Source organism: Paenibacillus agaridevorans (genome assembly GCF_003112455.1).
In the GTDB taxonomy this organism is placed as follows: Bacteria; Bacillota; Bacilli; order Paenibacillales; family Paenibacillaceae; genus Pristimantibacillus; species Pristimantibacillus agaridevorans.
Window position 1 is genome coordinate 250,450 of sequence record NZ_BDQX01000458.1, and the last position, 17,267, is coordinate 267,716.

A 17,267-nucleotide genomic window follows, 5' to 3' on the forward strand; every position below is an offset into this window, starting at 1 on the left:
TAAGCTACGTGAGCACCGGAAGGTTCGGCTAAATTCAATATTCGACGTCGAGTATGCTTCTAGGATGACTTCGTAATGGGAAGCGAATTTTTTGAACGACCTCTTAGAGGTGATCCATCTCGGGTGAGATGTATGGCTGTACCTTCAAGTAGCGCTATCTTCATAATGCCCAAAAAAAAGACTCCCGTCAATGAGAGCCCTATCCGTTCAATCTCATATTAATAAGGAAGCTGGCGCACATCGCGACAAAACCGACCCCACTAGCTATGCCGGCCCATAATCTTCCGCGACTCAGCTTCATCATCTTCCCTGCGTCCGCACCTTGCTGAGCCGCCATCGTGCATGCGCGATGAACGAATAGGAATGTGATTAAAGCCGCTACAAAAAATAGATTCGATACAAACCATACCGCAGTCCAGAACACGTCTTAGCCCCCGATTTACAAATACCACTTATTGAGAATAAACATAAAAACAACAAAGCTCACGATCGCTCCCGCAAAGCTGTACCAACCCGCTCGAAACTGCTGCTGGAACATACGCAAGATCCCGAAGCTGAGCAGACCGAATATTAAAAGCAGGAATACAACCCCCAATATGAACAGGGATGCGGATACGCTGCTGACATCTACCAACGTCACCGACGACACTCCTTATAACGGTTGCAAAAAGTCCGCTTTCGGTCTTTTTGAACTCGCATTTATTATACCAACATATACACATATGACATTATACGAAATTGCGATTCTATTATCCAGTCCGATTGCAGGGCAAACTCCGTCGATTTGGTGACAATTTAGTCCAAGTTTCCTCCATTACCACCGAATGTAATGCTCCATATATTGTTTCGAAGCCCTGCGCTTGCGGAGCTTGATGTATAAAATGCCGCTTTTCACTGCCGCCTGGCATACCTTCGGCTGCACCAGCACGGGCAGCGGAACCATCGTACGATTTCCGCTTTCCCGATCTATGATACGCAGTCGGTCCTCCCGCACATACAGTCCGATATCGCCTCTTCGCGCTCCCGGAGGAAGCCGGAATTGTACCGTGATCGATTGCTCGGTTTCCGTAATGCCAGGCGTATCCTTCCCTTTTATGACTTCCGATGCTTCCGGCAATGCCTTCGTCATCAAGCCGCGAACGAATTTCTCGACCCAATCCGGCTCGCGGATTACCTCGAAGCCCTTGGGCAGATGCTGCCCTTCCATCCATCTCTCCAGCTCTTCCCATCTCGATGCCATAAAGTCCTCATCCTTCCGAACGCAGTCTCTGCTCTCATTGTATGCGGCACCGAGAGACATGGACACTTGCCTAGGGCGAGTCTGAATACTCCGAGGGGAGCAGATTTTGCCGAATTTTCGTTCCATGCAAGGAACTTTTGTGAAGGTGTACCGGGGGTACATCAAGCAAAAGTGACGAAGCAGGGGGCGGAAAGGCGGTGAAAGATGCCCCTGAGCGAGTTTTCAGACACGCCCTAACGGTAACGTCTGGGCGAATGCCGCATACAATAATCCATATCAATGTCTAATATGGAAGGTGATATGACATGCCAGCAGTTGTCGGTTTTGTAAAAATCGTCAGCACGGGAGGCGGCTCCATCGTCCAGTTCGGAGATACGGTACAGGTGTCTCCTTCAAGCACCTCCAAGACGTATGCCGGTTCGGGCTCCTTCTTGACCGGAAGCTTGACGAATTCGAACAATGCGGTCAGCGCGACGAATTCGGTTGATCCCGATATTCAGGACAGTACGAATGTGCCTAATGGAGTCAATATCGTATGAGTTGGACCATTCATCAGTACATTACGATCCATTCTCTGCACGTCGACAGCCTATCGAACAGCTCCGTGCTGCAGGTAGGAAGCGCCGGCGCCATACGCTCCATGTCCCAGCTTTACAATTCAGGCGGTTTCTCGGGCCCCGCGCCCGAGCTGTCTACGGATAATCCGCTATCTTTTGTGCCGCTGCCAAGACCAGATCATTCCTAATAAACAAAAGGGAGGCTAATCGCGATGAAAGATCCGAACGAATTGAATCCGTGGCATGTCTGGTCGGCCGAAGTCAGTCGGAGACTACATCAGCAGCAGCTTCAGATCGAACGGCTTGAGGTGCAGCTCTCCCAACTTCAAAACAAAATTAGCATGCTGGAGGCGAAGCCCTCCTACAATGTCGAGAGCATTCAGTACCGCTTCGATCAATTGAAAGTAGAGAGGCTGGAAGGTACGCTTAATATCGGCATGACGCTCCCAGGCGGCGAAGCCGCCGACTCTACCACGGGAACGGGCGAGGTCGAGCAATTTACCGTTGGGGACCAACCGAATTATTATCCTGTCCAGCAGCCTATGGCAACCCAGCAAGCGGAAGGTCCGTTTCGCGCTTTGGCCGGCCGTCTTGACGGCTACATGGCTTCCGAAGGAGAACGCCGCCTGCTAAGTCAAGAGATGGAGCTAGGCATGCAGCTTGACCCGCATCATCGCCGTATTGTGCTGGAGGATGTTCGCAAGCAGCTGCCGGCCAGAATCAAACATTACATCAATCAGCTGTCGAAAGAAGAGCAGGAGAATCTGAGCAATCCTGGAGCCATGACGGAACGTATCTTCGAGAGGACGAAGCGGGATGCCGAAGCCGCGATCGGCGCTTATATGCGCCAATTGAAAGACACTTACCCCCAATCGGAAGGATGATCCGACATGGTAAATTTCACTGTTCATAACCATCAGCTGTGCGTTGGCCGCATCGAAGTGCTCGGCATCGCCAGCTCCTCGCTCTTGCAGGTAGGCGACACGAGACGCATGGCGTTGTATTCGATGTTCGATACGCCGCCAGAATCCGTTATCGTCGGATCCATGGCTCCACTGCCTGAACCCGAGGGCGCCGAAGCGGCAGTCGGCGAGACGACTGTCACAGATTTTCTATGAAATTTTCCAATCGCAGCTTGGAATGTTTTCCTGTCCGCACCTCGGAGATTGCCTTCGTCAACGTCATCAGTCTGGCGTCCGCGTCCATCGTACAGATCGGCGATCGCGGTTCGACGCACGCGAAGCTCCGTGCGCTGGCCGTGCAGCGCAAAGAAGATCATTCCACAGCGGGAGAAGCTTACTTCGAGTCCTACGATATTTTTTCTCGCCCGTGGCCCATTATTTCTGACCCTTGGCTGCAATCCGGCCAACCCGACAACTTGAACAGATGCAATCACTCCCCTCGAATCTCCGTGGGATGCGTCAGCGTGATTGCGCTCAGCTCTTCTTCCAGTCTTCATGTCGGCAATAGCTACTCCGTAGTCGGCGAAGCCCGGGTTAAACATATACGGCAATTCCCTCAGGATACGACGATAATGTAGCCAAAAGACGCTCTTTCGCCAGCAATGACTGTGCGAAAGAGCGTCTTTTGTTCATGAACCCTGACTCAGCTTCTTGTATTTTGCCGCGTATTTGCAGACGCTCTGAACGACCGTGGCATGTGACCACGTAAGCGGTGCGACTGACAGCGGCGATCCGTCATAAGGATTCAGCTGTTCCGGCAGCAACCCGCTCTGCAGCGCATGATTCGCGACCCATTGCAATGTCTCCTTAGGTCCGCGCAGATCCTCAAGCGACTTCGCCGAATCAATCTCGAAGTTGGCCACCCACAACGTACAGATAATCCATGGATTGCCTGGTACTTTGTCGATCTCGCCGGACTGCTGGAAATAATAGTCGTTGGTGTACCGCGCGATCCCTCCGATGTTGGTACGGACACGAAGTCCTTCCTTGATGGCCAGCATCGTCTTGATTACACGCTCATCTTCTACAGGCAGAACGCCGAAGTCCAACACGCCGAACAGGCTGCTCTCCAGCGTCATATCCTTCACCCAGCGATTGTCCTTCTGTATGAGTCCCCGCGCGAATCGCCCGCTCTCCTCATCCCAGAGATGCTCCAGCATCCCTTCTTTGATCCACTTCGCACGCAGCTTGAGATGGTCGCTGCGCTCGTAATCGCCGAATAAATCCGTAAAGTGCGCCGCCGCCATAAGACCTCCGTACACGGAGGCTGCCGTATACGTCCATATGCCGTATCTTTCTTCCCAAAGATCATAACTTGGCTTCGGCAAAGCGAGCGTCGGCTCGACATAGTCGCTTAAAAAGGCAGCTGCTTTGCGAATCAGGTTGCTGTATAACGACTGAGGCAGCTCGATAACGCCATTGCGCTTGTAATCTTGCCACAAGGCGAACAGGACTAGCGCCGTTTCGTCCTCCTGGATGGGCAGCCGCCTGCTTCCCTGCACAATGTAAGGATGCCAGCTCGAGCCGACCGTTCCGTCCGGATTGTATTTGTGATACAGATACCCTTCCGGCGACAGCGCCGTTGCGCAGAAGTGGAAAAATGGCGCGATAACGCTCTGGTATCCTGCCATCGACATTGCATCGGCAATCAATGCGCCGTCACGAGGCCACATATAGCTGTAGTGATCGCGGTTGTACTGGAGAATGTCGGTGTCGTTGGCGGCCAATATCGCTCCGCGCTCATCCGTTTGCGTGCGGACTAGCAGCAAGCTCTGCTGAAACAGCTTGGTTACGTCAGGCGGCAGATCGCCCAGATCCGACTCCGCCCTGCTCAGCCAATGGTTCCAATAGACGACGATCCGGCTCAACAGCTTCTCGGGGTGATTGTCCTGGACGTACTGGTTAAGCTCTTTGACTTCCTCCAGGTTTTTTCCGAGCGACATCCAATAATAGAAGGTTTTCTCGCCATATCCTTCAACCACCGATCGGAGGCTGATTGTGCTGTCGACCGAACCTTGAGCGATCGTATTGCCCATGAGGCTGCCGTCTTCCGCGTCCCTCCAAGTCCCCTCGGCGGACTGGAACCGTTTGATGCCGGTCGAATACTGCATAATGCCTCCCTCGTCGGAGGAACCGTTGAACATGAAATAATTAGAGCGTTTGTAATGATACAACGTGTGGTTCTCGGGATAATAAACTGCCGTGTCGCCCACTTCCGAGCCCTCGATCATAAGATCCTGATGGAAAAACAACCGCACTTCGCGTCCATCCTGACGTTTGTTCCGGACGACAATACGTTTAATATAGATGCATTCGCGCTGGTGGATGCCATCGTTGATATGCAGCTCCACTCCGAGCCGTTCGTTCTTCGCCGTAATGTTAGTGACCAGAGATTCTTGTATATAGTCAAGCGTAATATGCCACTCCGAATCGTCCAGCCACGAAAATTGACCGTCCACCCATATGCCGAAGCGGCAATAATGGCCGCCGACATGATTCAGTTGTCCAATATACGGATAATAGATATCTCGAATATAACAATTACGATCAAGGTTCAGCAGCATTTTGCCGTTGCCGATTACTAGATGACGGGCCATGGTTCGTTCTCCTTTCGATGCGCGGCAAGCTCTGCGTAAACGTCCATATAAGCCTTCGCGGATACATGCCAGCTGTAATCGCTGCGGGCGCCGTTTTCGATAATCCTCTTCCAGGTCTCCTCCTCCCGGTAAAAGGCAAGGGCTCTTCTCACAGTGTACAGATAGTCATGGGCGTTATAGTTGGCAAAGGTAAAACCGTTGCCTTCGCCAGTATATTCGTTGTAGGCATGTACCGTGTCCCGAAGTCCTCCCGTCTCCCTCACGACAGGCACGGATCGATATCGAAGCGCCAGTAGTTGGCTGATGCCGCATGGCTCGAACTTCGAGGGCATTGCAAATAGGTCAGAGCCGGCGTAAATTCTGCGCGCCATCCGGTCGCTGTAACCCAACCAGATCGCCATCTTTTCCGGATAACGCCGTGCCGCGTCCAGGAACAGCTCCTCGTATTTCCGATCTCCCGCACCCAGCACGACAAGCTGGACTTCCTCCTGCAGCAGCTCATCCAGCGTTGCGGCTATGAGATCAAAGCCCTTTTGCTCCACCAGCCGCGATACAATCCCGATCATCGGGATATCCGCCGATTCGGGCAGTCCCAGCTCGCGTTGCAGATCGATCTTGTTTTTCCGCTTGCGGCCGATGGAGTTGCGATACGGCGTATGCAACGCATCGTCGTTCATGGGATCGAACAGTTCCAGATCGATACCGTTCACGATGCCGCGCAGATCTTCTTGCCTGTACCGTAGTACGGAGTCCAGATGCTCGCCATAATACGGAGTCTGAATTTCGTGTGCATACGTTGGGCTGACCGTCGTCAGCTTGTCCGCGAACTCCAGCGCGCCTTTTAAGCAACTGGCTCCTCCACGGTGAGCGAGTCCATCCCAGCCGAACAGCTCCTCTCCGGCACCTGTCAGCTCCTTGAGCACCTCTGCGCCGAACAACCCCTGGTACATCAGGTTATGTATCGTAAACACCGACTTTACATAAGCCCACGAAGGATCGAACGCGTATCTGGTTCTAAGCAAAAATGGAATCAGCCCCGCCTGCCAATCGTGACAATGAACGATATCGGGCTTGAAATCCAGATGCCGCGCAGATTCCATCACGGCAAAGCAATAGAAAACAAATCGTTCCGCATCATCGCCATAACCATATAAACCTTTGCGCCTAAAATAAAATTCGTTGTCAATCAAATAGTAGCTGATGCCGTCGATCGTCGCCTTCTGCAAGCCGCAATATTGATTGCGCCAACCGAACGGCACCTGAAATTCGGCGATCAGCTGAAATTGCTCGACATAATGCGTCGGAATTTCCTCGTATTTCGGCAGTATGACCCTCGCATCGGCACCGTACTTGGCCAATGCCTTGGGCAGAGCTCCCGCGACGTCGGCCAAGCCGCCGGTCTTCGCCAGCGGAACTGCCTCCGAAGTTGCAAACAGAATGTTCATCTCTCCCCAACCTCCACTATATGGTGGTTTAAAAGTCCGCTTACCATTACGAAGTATCTCAGGATGCCTACTCGACGTCGAATATTGAACTCAGCCGAACCCTCCGTTTCTCACGTAGCTCTGCTACGCTCCGATACTCGGTTTCTAGCTTCGTCCAATCTTCTCGGTACTGATAACCAAACTTTTAAACTTCTATTTAATGTTACGAGACAAACCTTAAATGATTTTGCGTTTGGCCGCCATAAAAGGCGATGCGCCTGCGCCGCGGATATCGCGGCCTGCCTCGACTCTCACGTCCTTGTCCATGATGCTGTACTGAACAAAGCTTCCTTGGCCGACATACCCGTTCTGCATTATGATGCTGTCCTTTACGACAGCGCCCTTCTCAACATGAACGCCTCGGAAAATAACGCTGTTCTCCACCGTGCCTTCGATCCGGCAGCCGTTTGCGATCAGCGAGCCCGTCACCCTGGAGCCAGCCGCATAACGAGTAGGCGGCTCGTCTTTGACCTTCGTATAGACAGGTCCGGGCATAAAAAACAATTCCTTCCATACATCCTGGTCCAGCAGGTTCATACTGTGTTGATAATAGCTCGCCAGCGTATTGACAACGCCAAGATAACCTTCATGACGGTAGCCGAATACACGCAGTTGACCAAGCCTGGAGAAGATAGCATGGCGAACAAGATGATCCTGACCTTGCGCCAATGACGTCTCTACCAGATCCATCAGCAGGTCCTTGCGCATAATATACATCTCCATGGAGCTGATGTTGCTCTCCAATCGCCCGAAGTGCTCCTGAATTTCCGTTACGCGCCCATCAGCATCCAGCTTCACCTTGCGCGATTTGCCCAGCACGGGGCCATCATGCTCCTTGCAAACAACCGTAATATCGGCATCTTGCTCCTGATGGTAAGCCAGCACCCTCTCGAAGTCGATGTTGCATACCATATGGCTGCGTGCGATGACGATATAATCTAGCGAAGAACGATTGAAATAATCGCGTTGTTGATAGAAATGGTATAAGTCCCCTCGGCTAACCTCCAGCAGATCGTCCGTCAGCGGCGGCAAGATGAACAGTCCGCTCTGGCGATGCTGCAAGTCCCAATGCTTGCCGGAGCCGAGATGATCCATAAGGGAGCGGTATTTCGTATGGGCAAATACGGCCACCTTGCTGATGCCGGAATTGACCATGCTGGACAATGCGAAATCGATTAGTCGATATTTGGCGCCGAACGGCACGGTTGCGAGACATCTGCCCTGCGTAAGCGGCCCCAGCTCGTCATTTTCGTGAATCAGGTTGATAACGCCAAGGATGCGATGTTTCATGTAGGCTCCACCTCCAGCACCATATGATCGTTCGTCACATATTGCTCTACCGCTACAACCGTTATAGCATCGTCTTCCGGAGTTCCTATAACCGCACCAGCCTGTATGACGGCTCCTTCGCCGATAATAGAGCGATAGATCCGCGCTCCCTTGCCGATTCGGACATTGGGCATGATCACGGATTCGCTGATGATCGACCCGACCTCCGCCTGTACCCCGTAGAACAGCACGGAACGATCTACCTCTCCTTCAATGACGCAGCCTTCGGAAACGACGGAAGAGGTGACTACGGCTTCCGCGGAAGTGAACTGGGCAGGACGATTGGGATTAACAGAATAAATGCGCCATTCGGTATCGTAAAGATCCAGAGGCGGCTCCTCGGCAAGAAGATCCATATTGGCCTCCCACAGACTCTCGATTGTGCCTACATCCTTCCAATATCCCTTGAAAGGGAAGGCATGCAGCTTGCGCCCTTCGCGCATCATCGCAGGAATAATATCCTTGCCGAAGTCATGGCTGGAATTGCGGTTCGCTTCATCGTAGATCAGATGTTTCTGCAGCGTCTTCCAGGTAAAAATATAAACGCCCATCGAGGCGATATTGCTCGTCGGATTTTTTGGTTTCTCCTCGAAGGCGGTAATGCGGTCCTCGTCATCGACATGCATAACGCCGAAGCGGCTTGCTTCCTTCCAGTCGACCTGAAGTCCGGCAATCGTGACATCCGCACCGCTTCGCTTGTGATGCTGCAGCATGAGATCGTAATCCATCTTGTAGATGTGATCGCCGGATATGACCAACACGTATTCGGGATTGTATCGTTCGATAAAAGCCATGTTCTGATAGATGGCATTGGCCGTGCCTTTGTACCAGACTCCGCCCTTCTGCTTCACATACGGCGGCAGAATGGTCATTCCTCCGTCGCGGCGATCAAGCCCCCATGGACTGCCGATGCCAAGATAACGATTCAACTCCAGCGGCTGATACTGCGTCAGCACCCCGACCGTATCGATGCCGGAATGAGCGCAATTGCTTAAGGTGAAATCGATGATCCGGTATTTTCCTCCAAAATAGACGGCGGGCTTTGCCAAATCCTTGGTCAACACGCCTAATCGCTTTCCCTCTCCTCCTGCAAGCAGCATTGCAATCATTTCTTTACGGACCATGGACACCAGCTCCTTGTCAAAGTGTGTCCCCCGGCAATGGAGTAAGCAACAGAAATGTAAGTGGGGGGAGTTCAATCGAGATGCTTTGGTCGCGGCCATGCCAAGCGACGTCTTCCGTGATGCAGCAAACTTCTTCAGAACCGCCATTACCGCCGAATTGCCGCGCGCTGCTGTTTATGACGACTGCGTACCGCCCCGGCTCCGGCATGCCTATTCGATAATTCGGATAATTCTGATTCGAGAAGTTGATCACGATCACACTACAAGACTCATACCCATATCGGATATAGGTTATAACAGACTGGGCGGCGTTATTGACGTCGATCCAGCCAAAACATTCGGGATCTCTATCGCGTTCCCAAAGGGAAGGCAGCTTGCGGTAAGTATGGTTAAGCGTCTTGACGTACTCCAGCATGCTGCGATGCGAATCGTATTCCAGCACCATCCAGTCGAGCATATCCTGATCTTTCCACTCGTCGAATTGCCCCCACTCGCTCCCCATGAACAACAGTTTTTTGCCGGGGTGGGTCATCCAATAACCGTAGAATAGACGCAGTTGAGCGAATTTTTCCTCGTAAGTGCCGGGCATTTTGTCCAGTAAGGAATGTTTGCCGTGCACGACCTCGTCGTGAGACAGCGGCAGCACATAGTTTTCAGAGAAGGCGTACCAGATGGAGAAGGTAATTAAATGATGATGATGAGGCCGGTCCGACGGATGTAAGGACATGTAACGAAGAGTGTCGTTCATCCAGCCCATATTCCATTTAAAATTAAACCCTAGACCTCCCAGGTAGGTCGGCGATGTAACGGCTGGCCATGCGGAAGAATCCTCCGCGAGCATTAATGTATCGGGGTAATAATGAAACACCGTTTCATTTAATCGTTTGAGGAACCTCAAAGCATCCAGATTGTCTCTGCCGCCATGGGCATTGAAAGTACGCATATGAGCCGGTTTGTCCATATGCAAATTAATCATATTCGCGACTGCGTCGACGCGCAGTCCGTCGATGTGGAAAACGTCCATCCAGTAGATCGCGTTCGAGATCAGGAAACTCCAAACTTCATGCCTGGAATAATCGAATGCAAGCGTCCCCCAGAGCGGAAGCTCGGCACGGTTGCTGTCGGCGCCTTCATAGAGCGGCGTACCGTCGAAGAGACGGAGACCGTGATCATCCTTGCAGAAGTGGCCAGGCACCCAGTCCAGGATGACTCCTATACTGTTTCTATGACAAGCGTCTACTAGCTTCTTGAACTGCAGCGGGGTGCCGTAACGGCTGGTCGGACTATAGAAGCCAGTCACCTGATACCCCCACGACTGGTCGAGCGGGTGCTCTGCGAGCGGCATCAGTTCAATGTGCGTATAACCGAGTCCGGCTACATAGGGCACAAGATCCTCCGCAAGCTCTTCGTAAGTGTAATAATGTTCTTTTCCTTTGGTCTTCCATGACCCTGCGTGGGCTTCGTAAATTAACAAAGGGCGATCGTACGGTGACTTCGTTTTCTTTTGCTCCATCCAGGCAGCATCATCCCACGTATAACCGTCGTTATCGACCACGATCGAAGCCGTGCCCGGTCTGCGCTCGGAGTAAAAGGCATAAGGGTCTGATTTGCGCGCCACTTCGCCATTCTCCGTGACCAACTCATACTTGTAGAGCTCGCCAGGCCGCAATTCCGGAATGAACAACACATGAATGCCCGTCGTGCCGTGTTTCTTCATCCGGTGTGACTTCCCGTTCCATTCGTTAAACTCTCCGATGACGCGTACTTCGGTTGCGTTCGGCGCCCAAACCGCAAAACGAACGCCTTGTTTGCCGCTCACCGTCATCGGATGGGCTCCCATAAACCGATAGCTATGGTAGGCTGTCCCCTGATTAAACAGGTATAAATCTTCCTCGGACAAGCCCAAGCGCATCGTCGCCACCATGTGCAGCATCACCCCCTAGGAAGAAATATACGTTTATTATACATCGTTAATTGGAAAAGAAATAGTAGATTTTCATATAACATTACTTCGAAAAGGAAGTGTGCGTCAAAAAACCTCACCATTCGACGTAATGTTTACGAAAACTACATATGCGAGGTTTGCCTCACTCGATAAATGTAGTAATGTTTGGGACATAGTCCTTTCGTAATTGCGGGGTTGGTGCAATTAACCCAATTGCACATCGTCACTTTCCTGACACGACGAGGTCTGACCATATAAGGATCGCCATGACGAAGCAGCCGTTGATGATGCATGGAGCATAATCCTTTTGCTTTGAGTGGTTTTAAACAGTTTTCTATGCTGCAGTTTTCCATTATTGTTCCTCCTGTTCCACATCATGCCAGTTTTTTCTGGCAAGCAACATTTGGGGCACGTCCGAACTATTGCTTCCTAGCCGGGTTTTGAAGTACACGGTAGGTAGACTCTGACCCGGAAGTAGACAGAAACGGAGACAGCTTGCCGGCGCTGATCAGATGGAGCGCATGCATAGCCCGCGTGCAGGCCGTATAGAACAGTTTGCGCTCGGATTCCTTGCTGTATGCCGCATCGGAAGCATCGCTGATCACTACCGCATCGAACTCCACCCCTTTGGCCAGATAAGAAGGTATGACAAGCAGCCCCTTCTCGAAGGTAGCCGTATTTTTGCCGACTAACAGAAGCTCGGGAATCAATGGCTTCAGCGCTTCGAATACCGACTTGCTCTCGGCTGCCGTCTTGCAGATCACCGCGCAGGATGCCAGACCGCGCTTCTTCCACTCCTCCAGCTTCTCCCGAATGGCTGCAAGGCGTTCTTCTTCATCCGGTACAATAGACAAGCTTGGCAATTCGCCATCCCGGTTGAACGGCACGATATCATGCTCCGCGCCGATAATATAGCTAGTAAACTCCACGATTTGGCGAGTGGAACGATAACTGCGATGCAGTTCAATCCGCTCTGTCTCCTCGGGACCGAACAACGATTCTAGCCCCTGGAAACCGACGCCCGTGCCCGAATACGCGAAGATCGCCTGATTGAAGTCGCCTAATACGGTGAAGCGGCTATTGGGAAATATCCGCTTCAGATATGCGTACTGGAAGGCGGAATAATCCTGTGCTTCGTCCACGAACACATGTTTGACGGTCGTATTCGTATGGAACCCCTCCAGCTTTTCCTTCAAGTAGAGATATGGCGTGGCATCTTCGTAAGACATGACCCCATTGTCCAATTGCTCCAATGTTTGCCGGCAAATGTCCTCCCAATCCGCCGACACCTCTTTAGGACTCTCCTGTTGGAACAAAGTCCGGTACATAGCCGGAATATCAAGAAATTTGAGAGCCTTCGTCCTGCGCCGCAGCTTCTTGAATTTCTCTTGAACGACCATGCCGGCCAAATATTCCTTCTCCGAATCGAAATCCGAAAACGATTGATCGGTATATTTATTTTTGCGCTTCAGCTCTTGATAGGCCTCCAAGTAGGCATCCGAGTCAAGTAGCTCGATCGCATCCAGTACCCAACGTTTTTTGCGCTCCTTCTTCCCCCGTGCAGTCAGCTCCTTCAGCAGCCAGCCTGCGAGGTTTCGAATACGATTCGGTATCGACACGGAAGGGTCAAGCTCGTAAAAGCGGCATTCCATCTCTTCCTTGGAGATCAGAGCGCGCCCTCTAAACATGATCGGGGAGAAGACAATACCCGAGCTGCCAAGGGATTCTGCGTAGTTGTCTATAACGCCCATGAAAGACGTGCCCGACTTGAAGCTTATGTTCGCCATGCGAATTCGATTGCCTTCTCCGTCCTGTTCGGACAACAACCTTTCCATGCCCGTAAAAGGATCCTCGAGCTCGAAATCCCGGCCAATTCTATGCTCTAAATATTGTTGATAAGTGGTTTGCGCCATATTCTGCTCGCCGAGCTCGGGGAGTACGGTCGAGATATAGCTATTGAACATAGGGTTAGGCGAGAACAATACGATCTGTTCCGCGTTCAGGCTGCCGCGATATCGATAAAGCAAATAAGCCACTCGCTGCAGCGCAGCCGATGTTTTGCCGCTGCCGGCAGCTCCCTGCACGACAAGCAGGCGAGCCTTCTCGTTGCGGATAATTCTGTTCTGTTCGCTTTGAATCGTCGCTACGATGCTCTTCATCTGTGCATCCGACTGCGCGCCAAGAACTTCCTGCAGCAGTTCGTCGCCGATCGTGACGCCCGTATCGAACATGCTTCGTATGACGCCGTTCCGGATGACGAATTGCCGTTTGAGCGTCATTTCGCCTTCGACTGTTCCTCCTGGCGTCTCATAACGTACAGGCCCGGGACCATAATCGTAATAAAGACTGGATACCGGAGCACGCCAATCGTAGATCAAATAATGTTCTCCCGACTTATCCATCAGCGAGCCGATGCCGAGATAGATGCTGTCCGTCTTTGAAGAAACAACGCCGTCATCCACAAGGTCGATTCTTCCGAAGTATGGCGACCTCGCTAACCGCTTAAGCGTACCCAGCTGTTCTTCCATATGGCGGAAGCTGCGCTCCCGCTCCGACATCAGCTCTGCTTGCTGCTTCATGCTGGCGTAAGTCTCCGCAGTCTCGGCGGAGTCCTCGAAGTTAACCGTCACATCATCCCAGAAGTTGCGTCTAATATCAACGATTTCGCCGCGCACGCCGCCTGTCCGACCCTCAAGCTCTTTGATCCTGTCCGCGATAATGACGCTTATGTCATTTACGCGAGCTTGCTCTTCCTGATGATCAGGGTGTAGATTGGTATTCGACATAAGTGCCTCCTTGTTTCATTAATCCGATATCATCAATCATTATTCTTCCTGAGTCTGTCATTAACTTAAACGTTAACGAATCCAATTGTTCCGGCAATATCAATTTACCGCTTTCGTCCTCCGCCTTAAATTGATTCAGAGGTATAATAAAGGACTGAAATACGGCTTCCGCAGATTCTTTGTACTTATTATCTTTAACCGTTCTTTCCAAGGGGCCAAACACCATAAAGGATGTATAGAAGGGCGGCTGTACGGGGATGCGCTCTTCCAGCCTCATCGTCCATACTTTTCCTTCACGGTCCCGTGCCTCCAGCTCCAGCTTTGGCAACGGGGGAAGCTTTTGGTCCCTTGAAAGCTGCCATTCTGAATTCGCCAATGAGAACATCAGACTTCCATCTGCATAATCATGCAGCTTCGCTGCGGAATTCGGACGGAATTCGAACGTATATGACGCTTCTGGCTCCGACCATTCCATAAGCAGCCCTGTAGTTCCCCTTCCGTTTCCGTCCCTGTCTTTGACAGACTCCTCGCTGGCTTCCAATCCTTCCATCATCGTCCCCCGAATAATGGGACTGGAGCTTTCGAAGTCCTCTATAATAAGTGTGCCGGAGCTTTCGTACCTGTTCATGTAGCGAGTCGAACGAGGCAGCCAATCACGGCCTATTCGATAATCCTGGAACAACGCCTGGTATTCGCTGCGTCCAAACAGCGTCGCTTCGAGAAAGGCGGAAATAAATACTTTGGCAACCTGCCTCTGATCTTCTCCAGCCATTAATCCTTCTGAATTGAGGAATAAGCCGCCCGGCAGCCGCTCGTCCATTCGCCCCCAATCGGTATTGAATTGGCTGTGATTGGCGTTTGACAAGTATAATCCGGCTTTGAACAGCCCCTCGTTGTCGGAAAAGGATATTCTATTATATTGCCGATCCCCATAAAAATTATTGACGTCACCGTCTCTTGCACCCTGTATCGTCAAGTAATTAACGTCGGTCAGGTGCGCAGATTCATCATCTATCCCCTTATCTGTTGGCGCTATAGCGATGACGGACTTAATATTGACATCTTCCAGCTTCTGGAGTACGTCGTCCTCAGCGAACCAGCGCTTCGCATCTGCAGCCATCGCAACCGCTTGTCCGCCTCTGGAATGGCCGATGAGCGCAACGGAATTCCAATCAATACGATCGGCCAAGATTCCCTTTTCCTGTTTATCGAGATCCTTTAGATACGAAAGATGTTGAAGCATTAGCCAGGCTCGCATCTTCATATCGTCGTTGGGCAGACTGGACCAGACGGAGAAATTAAAAAAATTCGCATCGACGGATACTGCGATCATCCCCCTGCTTGCAAGGAGTTCGCCTAGATACTCGTAACCGGCGTCCGAAAAATATTCCATCAAATGATTGCCATGCACCATTAATACTAGCGGAAACGGACCGTCTCCTTGCGGCATCCATACCCGGCCATTCAACGGCAAGCTCGCCTCGTCAAAGCCCCAGAAAGCTGTCTTAAGCTTTGGCCAGACTGTAATGTAGCTGGAAGCATCTACGCCCTCAGAGCGAATATCCGTTTTATCGCCAAACACTTCGCGATGCTTATCCGTCCCGCTGCCATAAGAGAACCTCAATACTTCATAAGTTCCAGGCAAAGAGGGATTCGCAAGCGTAGTCTTTGACGATGGAAGAATAACACTTTCTGCTCCGTCTATAGTGCCGGATAACTCGTCGCCGGCTGTTGTCAATCGCGGCAATTCGATGGGCCAAGGAAATCCGGGCAGCAGCTGTACACATCCCAAAATCGCAGCTGCAAGCATCCAGGCAAACAGTTTGCCGGAAAGCCTGAATCCGGACAATCTTAACCAGCCAAGCGCCAATCCAAGCAAGACGCCCATTAACGAAAAAGCACTCCCAAGTATGAACGAAGGAACTAGCTCCAGATCGGAATAGTAAAGAATGCAATATACTTCCACGCCTACGTAAAGGACTATGGACAACAACCTGCGCGGCAACGGAATGTAGGCTAGAGCGAATAGGATCGGCAGCAGAATAGCGGCTGCTATCATTCCGATCCCGTTAGCCGTAAGAAATAGGAGTTGATCCAGCCATGTTCCGAGGCCAGTAGGCATTCCCTTTGCCGCTAGCGACATCGCAGCCGTGCCCAATAAAGCCATGGATCCTGTCGCATAATAAGTTAATCGATTATCCCGGCTCAGACGCAGCTTGTAACGACTTCTCATCCAACGCCATGCAATCTTCAGCCTGCTCTCCGGCAGCTGCTTTTCGTCTTGCTCGCCGAGCATTAATTCCTCGACGTTTCCTCTTTCCAAGCTCATGTTGATTTGACCGACAGCCAGTAGCGGCCGTCAGTCCGCTCAATACGGATTGGGACATCGAAAAATTGCGACATGCCTTCCGCGGTCATCAGCTTCTCCGTCCGATCGGCAGCGAATACAGTCCCGCGCTTGATCAGCAAAGAATGCTGGAAGCAGGGCAATATTTCTTCTACATGATGCGTCACGTAGATCAGCGTCGGCGGTTCCGCTTCGGCTGCGATCGAGTTGATCATGCCAAGAAGCTGTTCCCTTGCGAATATATCCAGTCCCGTGCATGGCTCGTCGAGGATGAGCAGCTCCGGCTCATTCATTAGCGCTCTGGCTATGAGGACTCGTTGCCTCTCTCCTTGCGACAGCGTCTGGTAAGTGCGACTGATCAGTTTTTCGCATCCCAGCGTTTGCATAAGCGTCTTGGCACGATCGAGATCGTCATTCTTCACTTCATCGTAGACGCCGATCGTGGCATGTTTGCCGCTAAGCACGATTTGCAGCGCTTCGTCGCTGCCGTACAGTTTCTGCTGAAGCGAAGTGCTTACCCAGCCAATTCGTTTGCGAAGTTCCCGCAAATCATATTCGCCGAAAGCGTGGCCGAGCACGCTGACACGTCCGGATGTTGGCCATATGTATCCATTGATCATATTAAGCAGCGTCGTTTTGCCAGAGCCGTTAAGTCCCAGCAGACACCAATGCTCGCCGCGTTTAACTTGCCAACTCAAACCTTGCAAGATGTTTTCGTCGCCGCGTTCCCACGAAATATCCTTGATGTCGATAACCACAGATGTTGCCTCCCCATATCCTTCGTTTTTCGTTTTCATAACGAATCGGTTCTCTATTCTATCATAGCTGGATTTGCTGTCAATTGGAATTGGTCGGTATGTAAAGATCGTTTTATTCAGCGGCTCAACTCGTTTCAT

The 17,267-nt window shown here is 51.6% G+C and carries 16 protein-coding genes; 5 read left to right on the top strand and 11 right to left on the bottom strand.

Features of this window, described 5'->3' with window-relative positions:
- Positions 1-199 precede the first annotated feature (199 nt).
- The 3 genes from PAT3040_RS34915 to PAT3040_RS34925 form a co-directional block, all read right to left on the bottom strand.
- Entirely contained in the window at positions 200-424 is a 225-nt protein-coding gene (locus tag PAT3040_RS34915; protein WP_108996242.1) for a hypothetical protein, read from the bottom strand.
- A 15-nt stretch (positions 425-439) separates the two neighbouring features.
- Positions 440-640 carry a hypothetical protein gene (locus tag PAT3040_RS34920; RefSeq protein WP_087567113.1) on the bottom strand — a complete coding sequence of 67 codons (201 nt, stop codon included), beginning with the start codon at positions 638-640 and terminating at the stop codon, positions 440-442.
- 174 nt (positions 641-814) lie between these two features.
- The gene (locus tag PAT3040_RS34925; protein WP_108996243.1) at positions 815-1,240 is read right to left on the bottom strand and encodes an Hsp20/alpha crystallin family protein; all 426 of its coding nucleotides are present in this window, start codon (positions 1,238-1,240) and stop codon (positions 815-817) included.
- A gap of 305 nt (positions 1,241-1,545) precedes the next feature.
- Between PAT3040_RS34925 and PAT3040_RS34930 the strand changes: the two genes are divergently transcribed.
- Genes PAT3040_RS34930 through PAT3040_RS34950 form a run of 5 tightly spaced genes read left to right on the top strand, consistent with a single transcriptional unit; the run spans position 1,546 to position 3,337 of the window.
- A complete protein-coding gene (locus tag PAT3040_RS34930; RefSeq protein ID WP_087567115.1) occupies positions 1,546-1,779 on the top strand; it encodes a spore germination protein in 234 nt (77 codons plus the stop codon).
- Positions 1,776-1,985 carry a spore germination protein GerPB gene (locus tag PAT3040_RS34935; RefSeq protein WP_108996244.1) on the top strand — a complete coding sequence of 70 codons (210 nt, stop codon included), beginning with the start codon at positions 1,776-1,778 and terminating at the stop codon, positions 1,983-1,985. Before PAT3040_RS34930 ends, PAT3040_RS34935 begins: the two co-directional genes overlap by 4 nt.
- A 24-nt stretch (positions 1,986-2,009) precedes the next feature.
- Positions 2,010-2,681: a spore germination protein GerPC gene (gene gerPC / locus PAT3040_RS34940; protein ID WP_108996245.1), complete on the top strand. Its 672-nt coding sequence runs from the start codon at positions 2,010-2,012 to the stop codon at positions 2,679-2,681.
- A gap of 6 nt (positions 2,682-2,687) precedes the next feature.
- Positions 2,688-2,915, top strand: coding sequence for a spore germination protein GerPD (locus PAT3040_RS34945; RefSeq protein ID WP_108996246.1), 228 nt, complete (start codon positions 2,688-2,690; stop codon positions 2,913-2,915).
- Complete coding sequence (locus PAT3040_RS34950) at positions 2,912-3,337, top strand: spore germination protein GerPE (protein WP_087567119.1); 426 nt, start codon at positions 2,912-2,914, stop codon at positions 3,335-3,337. The genes PAT3040_RS34945 and PAT3040_RS34950 overlap by 4 nt, the downstream gene beginning before the upstream one ends.
- 51 nt (positions 3,338-3,388) lie before the next feature.
- Here the strand turns inward: PAT3040_RS34950 and PAT3040_RS34955 are convergent, their stop codons facing one another.
- The 8 genes from PAT3040_RS34955 to PAT3040_RS34995 form a co-directional block, all read right to left on the bottom strand.
- Positions 3,389-5,356, bottom strand: a complete 1,968-nt coding sequence (locus tag PAT3040_RS34955) for a glycoside hydrolase family 15 protein (RefSeq protein ID WP_108996247.1) — start codon at positions 5,354-5,356, stop codon at positions 3,389-3,391.
- On the bottom strand, positions 5,341-6,801 hold the full coding sequence (gene glgA / locus PAT3040_RS34960) for a glycogen synthase GlgA (protein WP_108996248.1): 1,461 nt from the start codon (positions 6,799-6,801) through the stop codon (positions 5,341-5,343). The genes PAT3040_RS34955 and glgA overlap by 16 nt, the downstream gene beginning before the upstream one ends.
- Before the next feature lie 216 nt (positions 6,802-7,017).
- Positions 7,018-8,130 (bottom strand): glucose-1-phosphate adenylyltransferase subunit GlgD, encoded by a 1,113-nt coding sequence (glgD, locus tag PAT3040_RS34965; protein WP_108996249.1) that lies wholly within the window; start codon positions 8,128-8,130, stop codon positions 7,018-7,020.
- The gene (locus PAT3040_RS34970) at positions 8,127-9,293 is read right to left on the bottom strand and encodes a glucose-1-phosphate adenylyltransferase (protein ID WP_108996250.1); all 1,167 of its coding nucleotides are present in this window, start codon (positions 9,291-9,293) and stop codon (positions 8,127-8,129) included. Before PAT3040_RS34970 ends, glgD begins: the two co-directional genes overlap by 4 nt.
- A 16-nt stretch (positions 9,294-9,309) precedes the next feature.
- Positions 9,310-11,217 (bottom strand): 1,4-alpha-glucan branching protein GlgB, encoded by a 1,908-nt coding sequence (glgB, locus tag PAT3040_RS34975; RefSeq protein ID WP_108996251.1) that lies wholly within the window; start codon positions 11,215-11,217, stop codon positions 9,310-9,312.
- 440 nt (positions 11,218-11,657) lie between these two features.
- Positions 11,658-14,024, bottom strand: a complete 2,367-nt coding sequence (gene helD / locus PAT3040_RS34985; RefSeq protein WP_108996252.1) for an RNA polymerase recycling motor HelD — start codon at positions 14,022-14,024, stop codon at positions 11,658-11,660.
- Positions 13,999-16,353, bottom strand: coding sequence for an alpha/beta hydrolase family protein (locus tag PAT3040_RS34990; RefSeq protein WP_108996253.1), 2,355 nt, complete (start codon positions 16,351-16,353; stop codon positions 13,999-14,001). Before PAT3040_RS34990 ends, helD begins: the two co-directional genes overlap by 26 nt.
- The gene (locus PAT3040_RS34995; protein ID WP_108996419.1) at positions 16,350-17,168 is read right to left on the bottom strand and encodes an ABC transporter ATP-binding protein; all 819 of its coding nucleotides are present in this window, start codon (positions 17,166-17,168) and stop codon (positions 16,350-16,352) included. Before PAT3040_RS34995 ends, PAT3040_RS34990 begins: the two co-directional genes overlap by 4 nt.
- Positions 17,169-17,267 lie beyond the last annotated feature (99 nt).

What these genes read in the sequence shown, in the direction of transcription:
- PAT3040_RS34945 (WP_108996246.1), top strand. Translation starts at nt 2,688, where the DNA reads ATGGTAAATTTCACTGTTCATAACCATCAGCTGTGCGTTGGCCGCATC.
- glgB (WP_108996251.1), bottom strand. Translation starts at nt 11,217, where the DNA reads ATGGTGGCGACGATGCGCTTGGGCTTGTCCGAGGAAGATTTATACCTG.
- PAT3040_RS34935 (WP_108996244.1), top strand. Translation starts at nt 1,776, where the DNA reads ATGAGTTGGACCATTCATCAGTACATTACGATCCATTCTCTGCACGTC.
- glgD (WP_108996249.1), bottom strand. Translation starts at nt 8,130, where the DNA reads ATGAAACATCGCATCCTTGGCGTTATCAACCTGATTCACGAAAATGAC.
- PAT3040_RS34970 (WP_108996250.1), bottom strand. Translation starts at nt 9,293, where the DNA reads ATGGTCCGTAAAGAAATGATTGCAATGCTGCTTGCAGGAGGAGAGGGA.
- PAT3040_RS34950 (WP_087567119.1), top strand. Translation starts at nt 2,912, where the DNA reads ATGAAATTTTCCAATCGCAGCTTGGAATGTTTTCCTGTCCGCACCTCG.
- glgA (WP_108996248.1), bottom strand. Translation starts at nt 6,801, where the DNA reads ATGAACATTCTGTTTGCAACTTCGGAGGCAGTTCCGCTGGCGAAGACC.
- PAT3040_RS34990 (WP_108996253.1), bottom strand. Translation starts at nt 16,353, where the DNA reads ATGAGCTTGGAAAGAGGAAACGTCGAGGAATTAATGCTCGGCGAGCAA.
- gerPC (WP_108996245.1), top strand. Translation starts at nt 2,010, where the DNA reads ATGAAAGATCCGAACGAATTGAATCCGTGGCATGTCTGGTCGGCCGAA.
- PAT3040_RS34995 (WP_108996419.1), bottom strand. Translation starts at nt 17,168, where the DNA reads ATGAAAACGAAAAACGAAGGATATGGGGAGGCAACATCTGTGGTTATC.
- PAT3040_RS34955 (WP_108996247.1), bottom strand. Translation starts at nt 5,356, where the DNA reads ATGGCCCGTCATCTAGTAATCGGCAACGGCAAAATGCTGCTGAACCTT.
- PAT3040_RS34925 (WP_108996243.1), bottom strand. Translation starts at nt 1,240, where the DNA reads ATGGCATCGAGATGGGAAGAGCTGGAGAGATGGATGGAAGGGCAGCAT.
- helD (WP_108996252.1), bottom strand. Translation starts at nt 14,024, where the DNA reads ATGTCGAATACCAATCTACACCCTGATCATCAGGAAGAGCAAGCTCGC.
- PAT3040_RS34930 (WP_087567115.1), top strand. Translation starts at nt 1,546, where the DNA reads ATGCCAGCAGTTGTCGGTTTTGTAAAAATCGTCAGCACGGGAGGCGGC.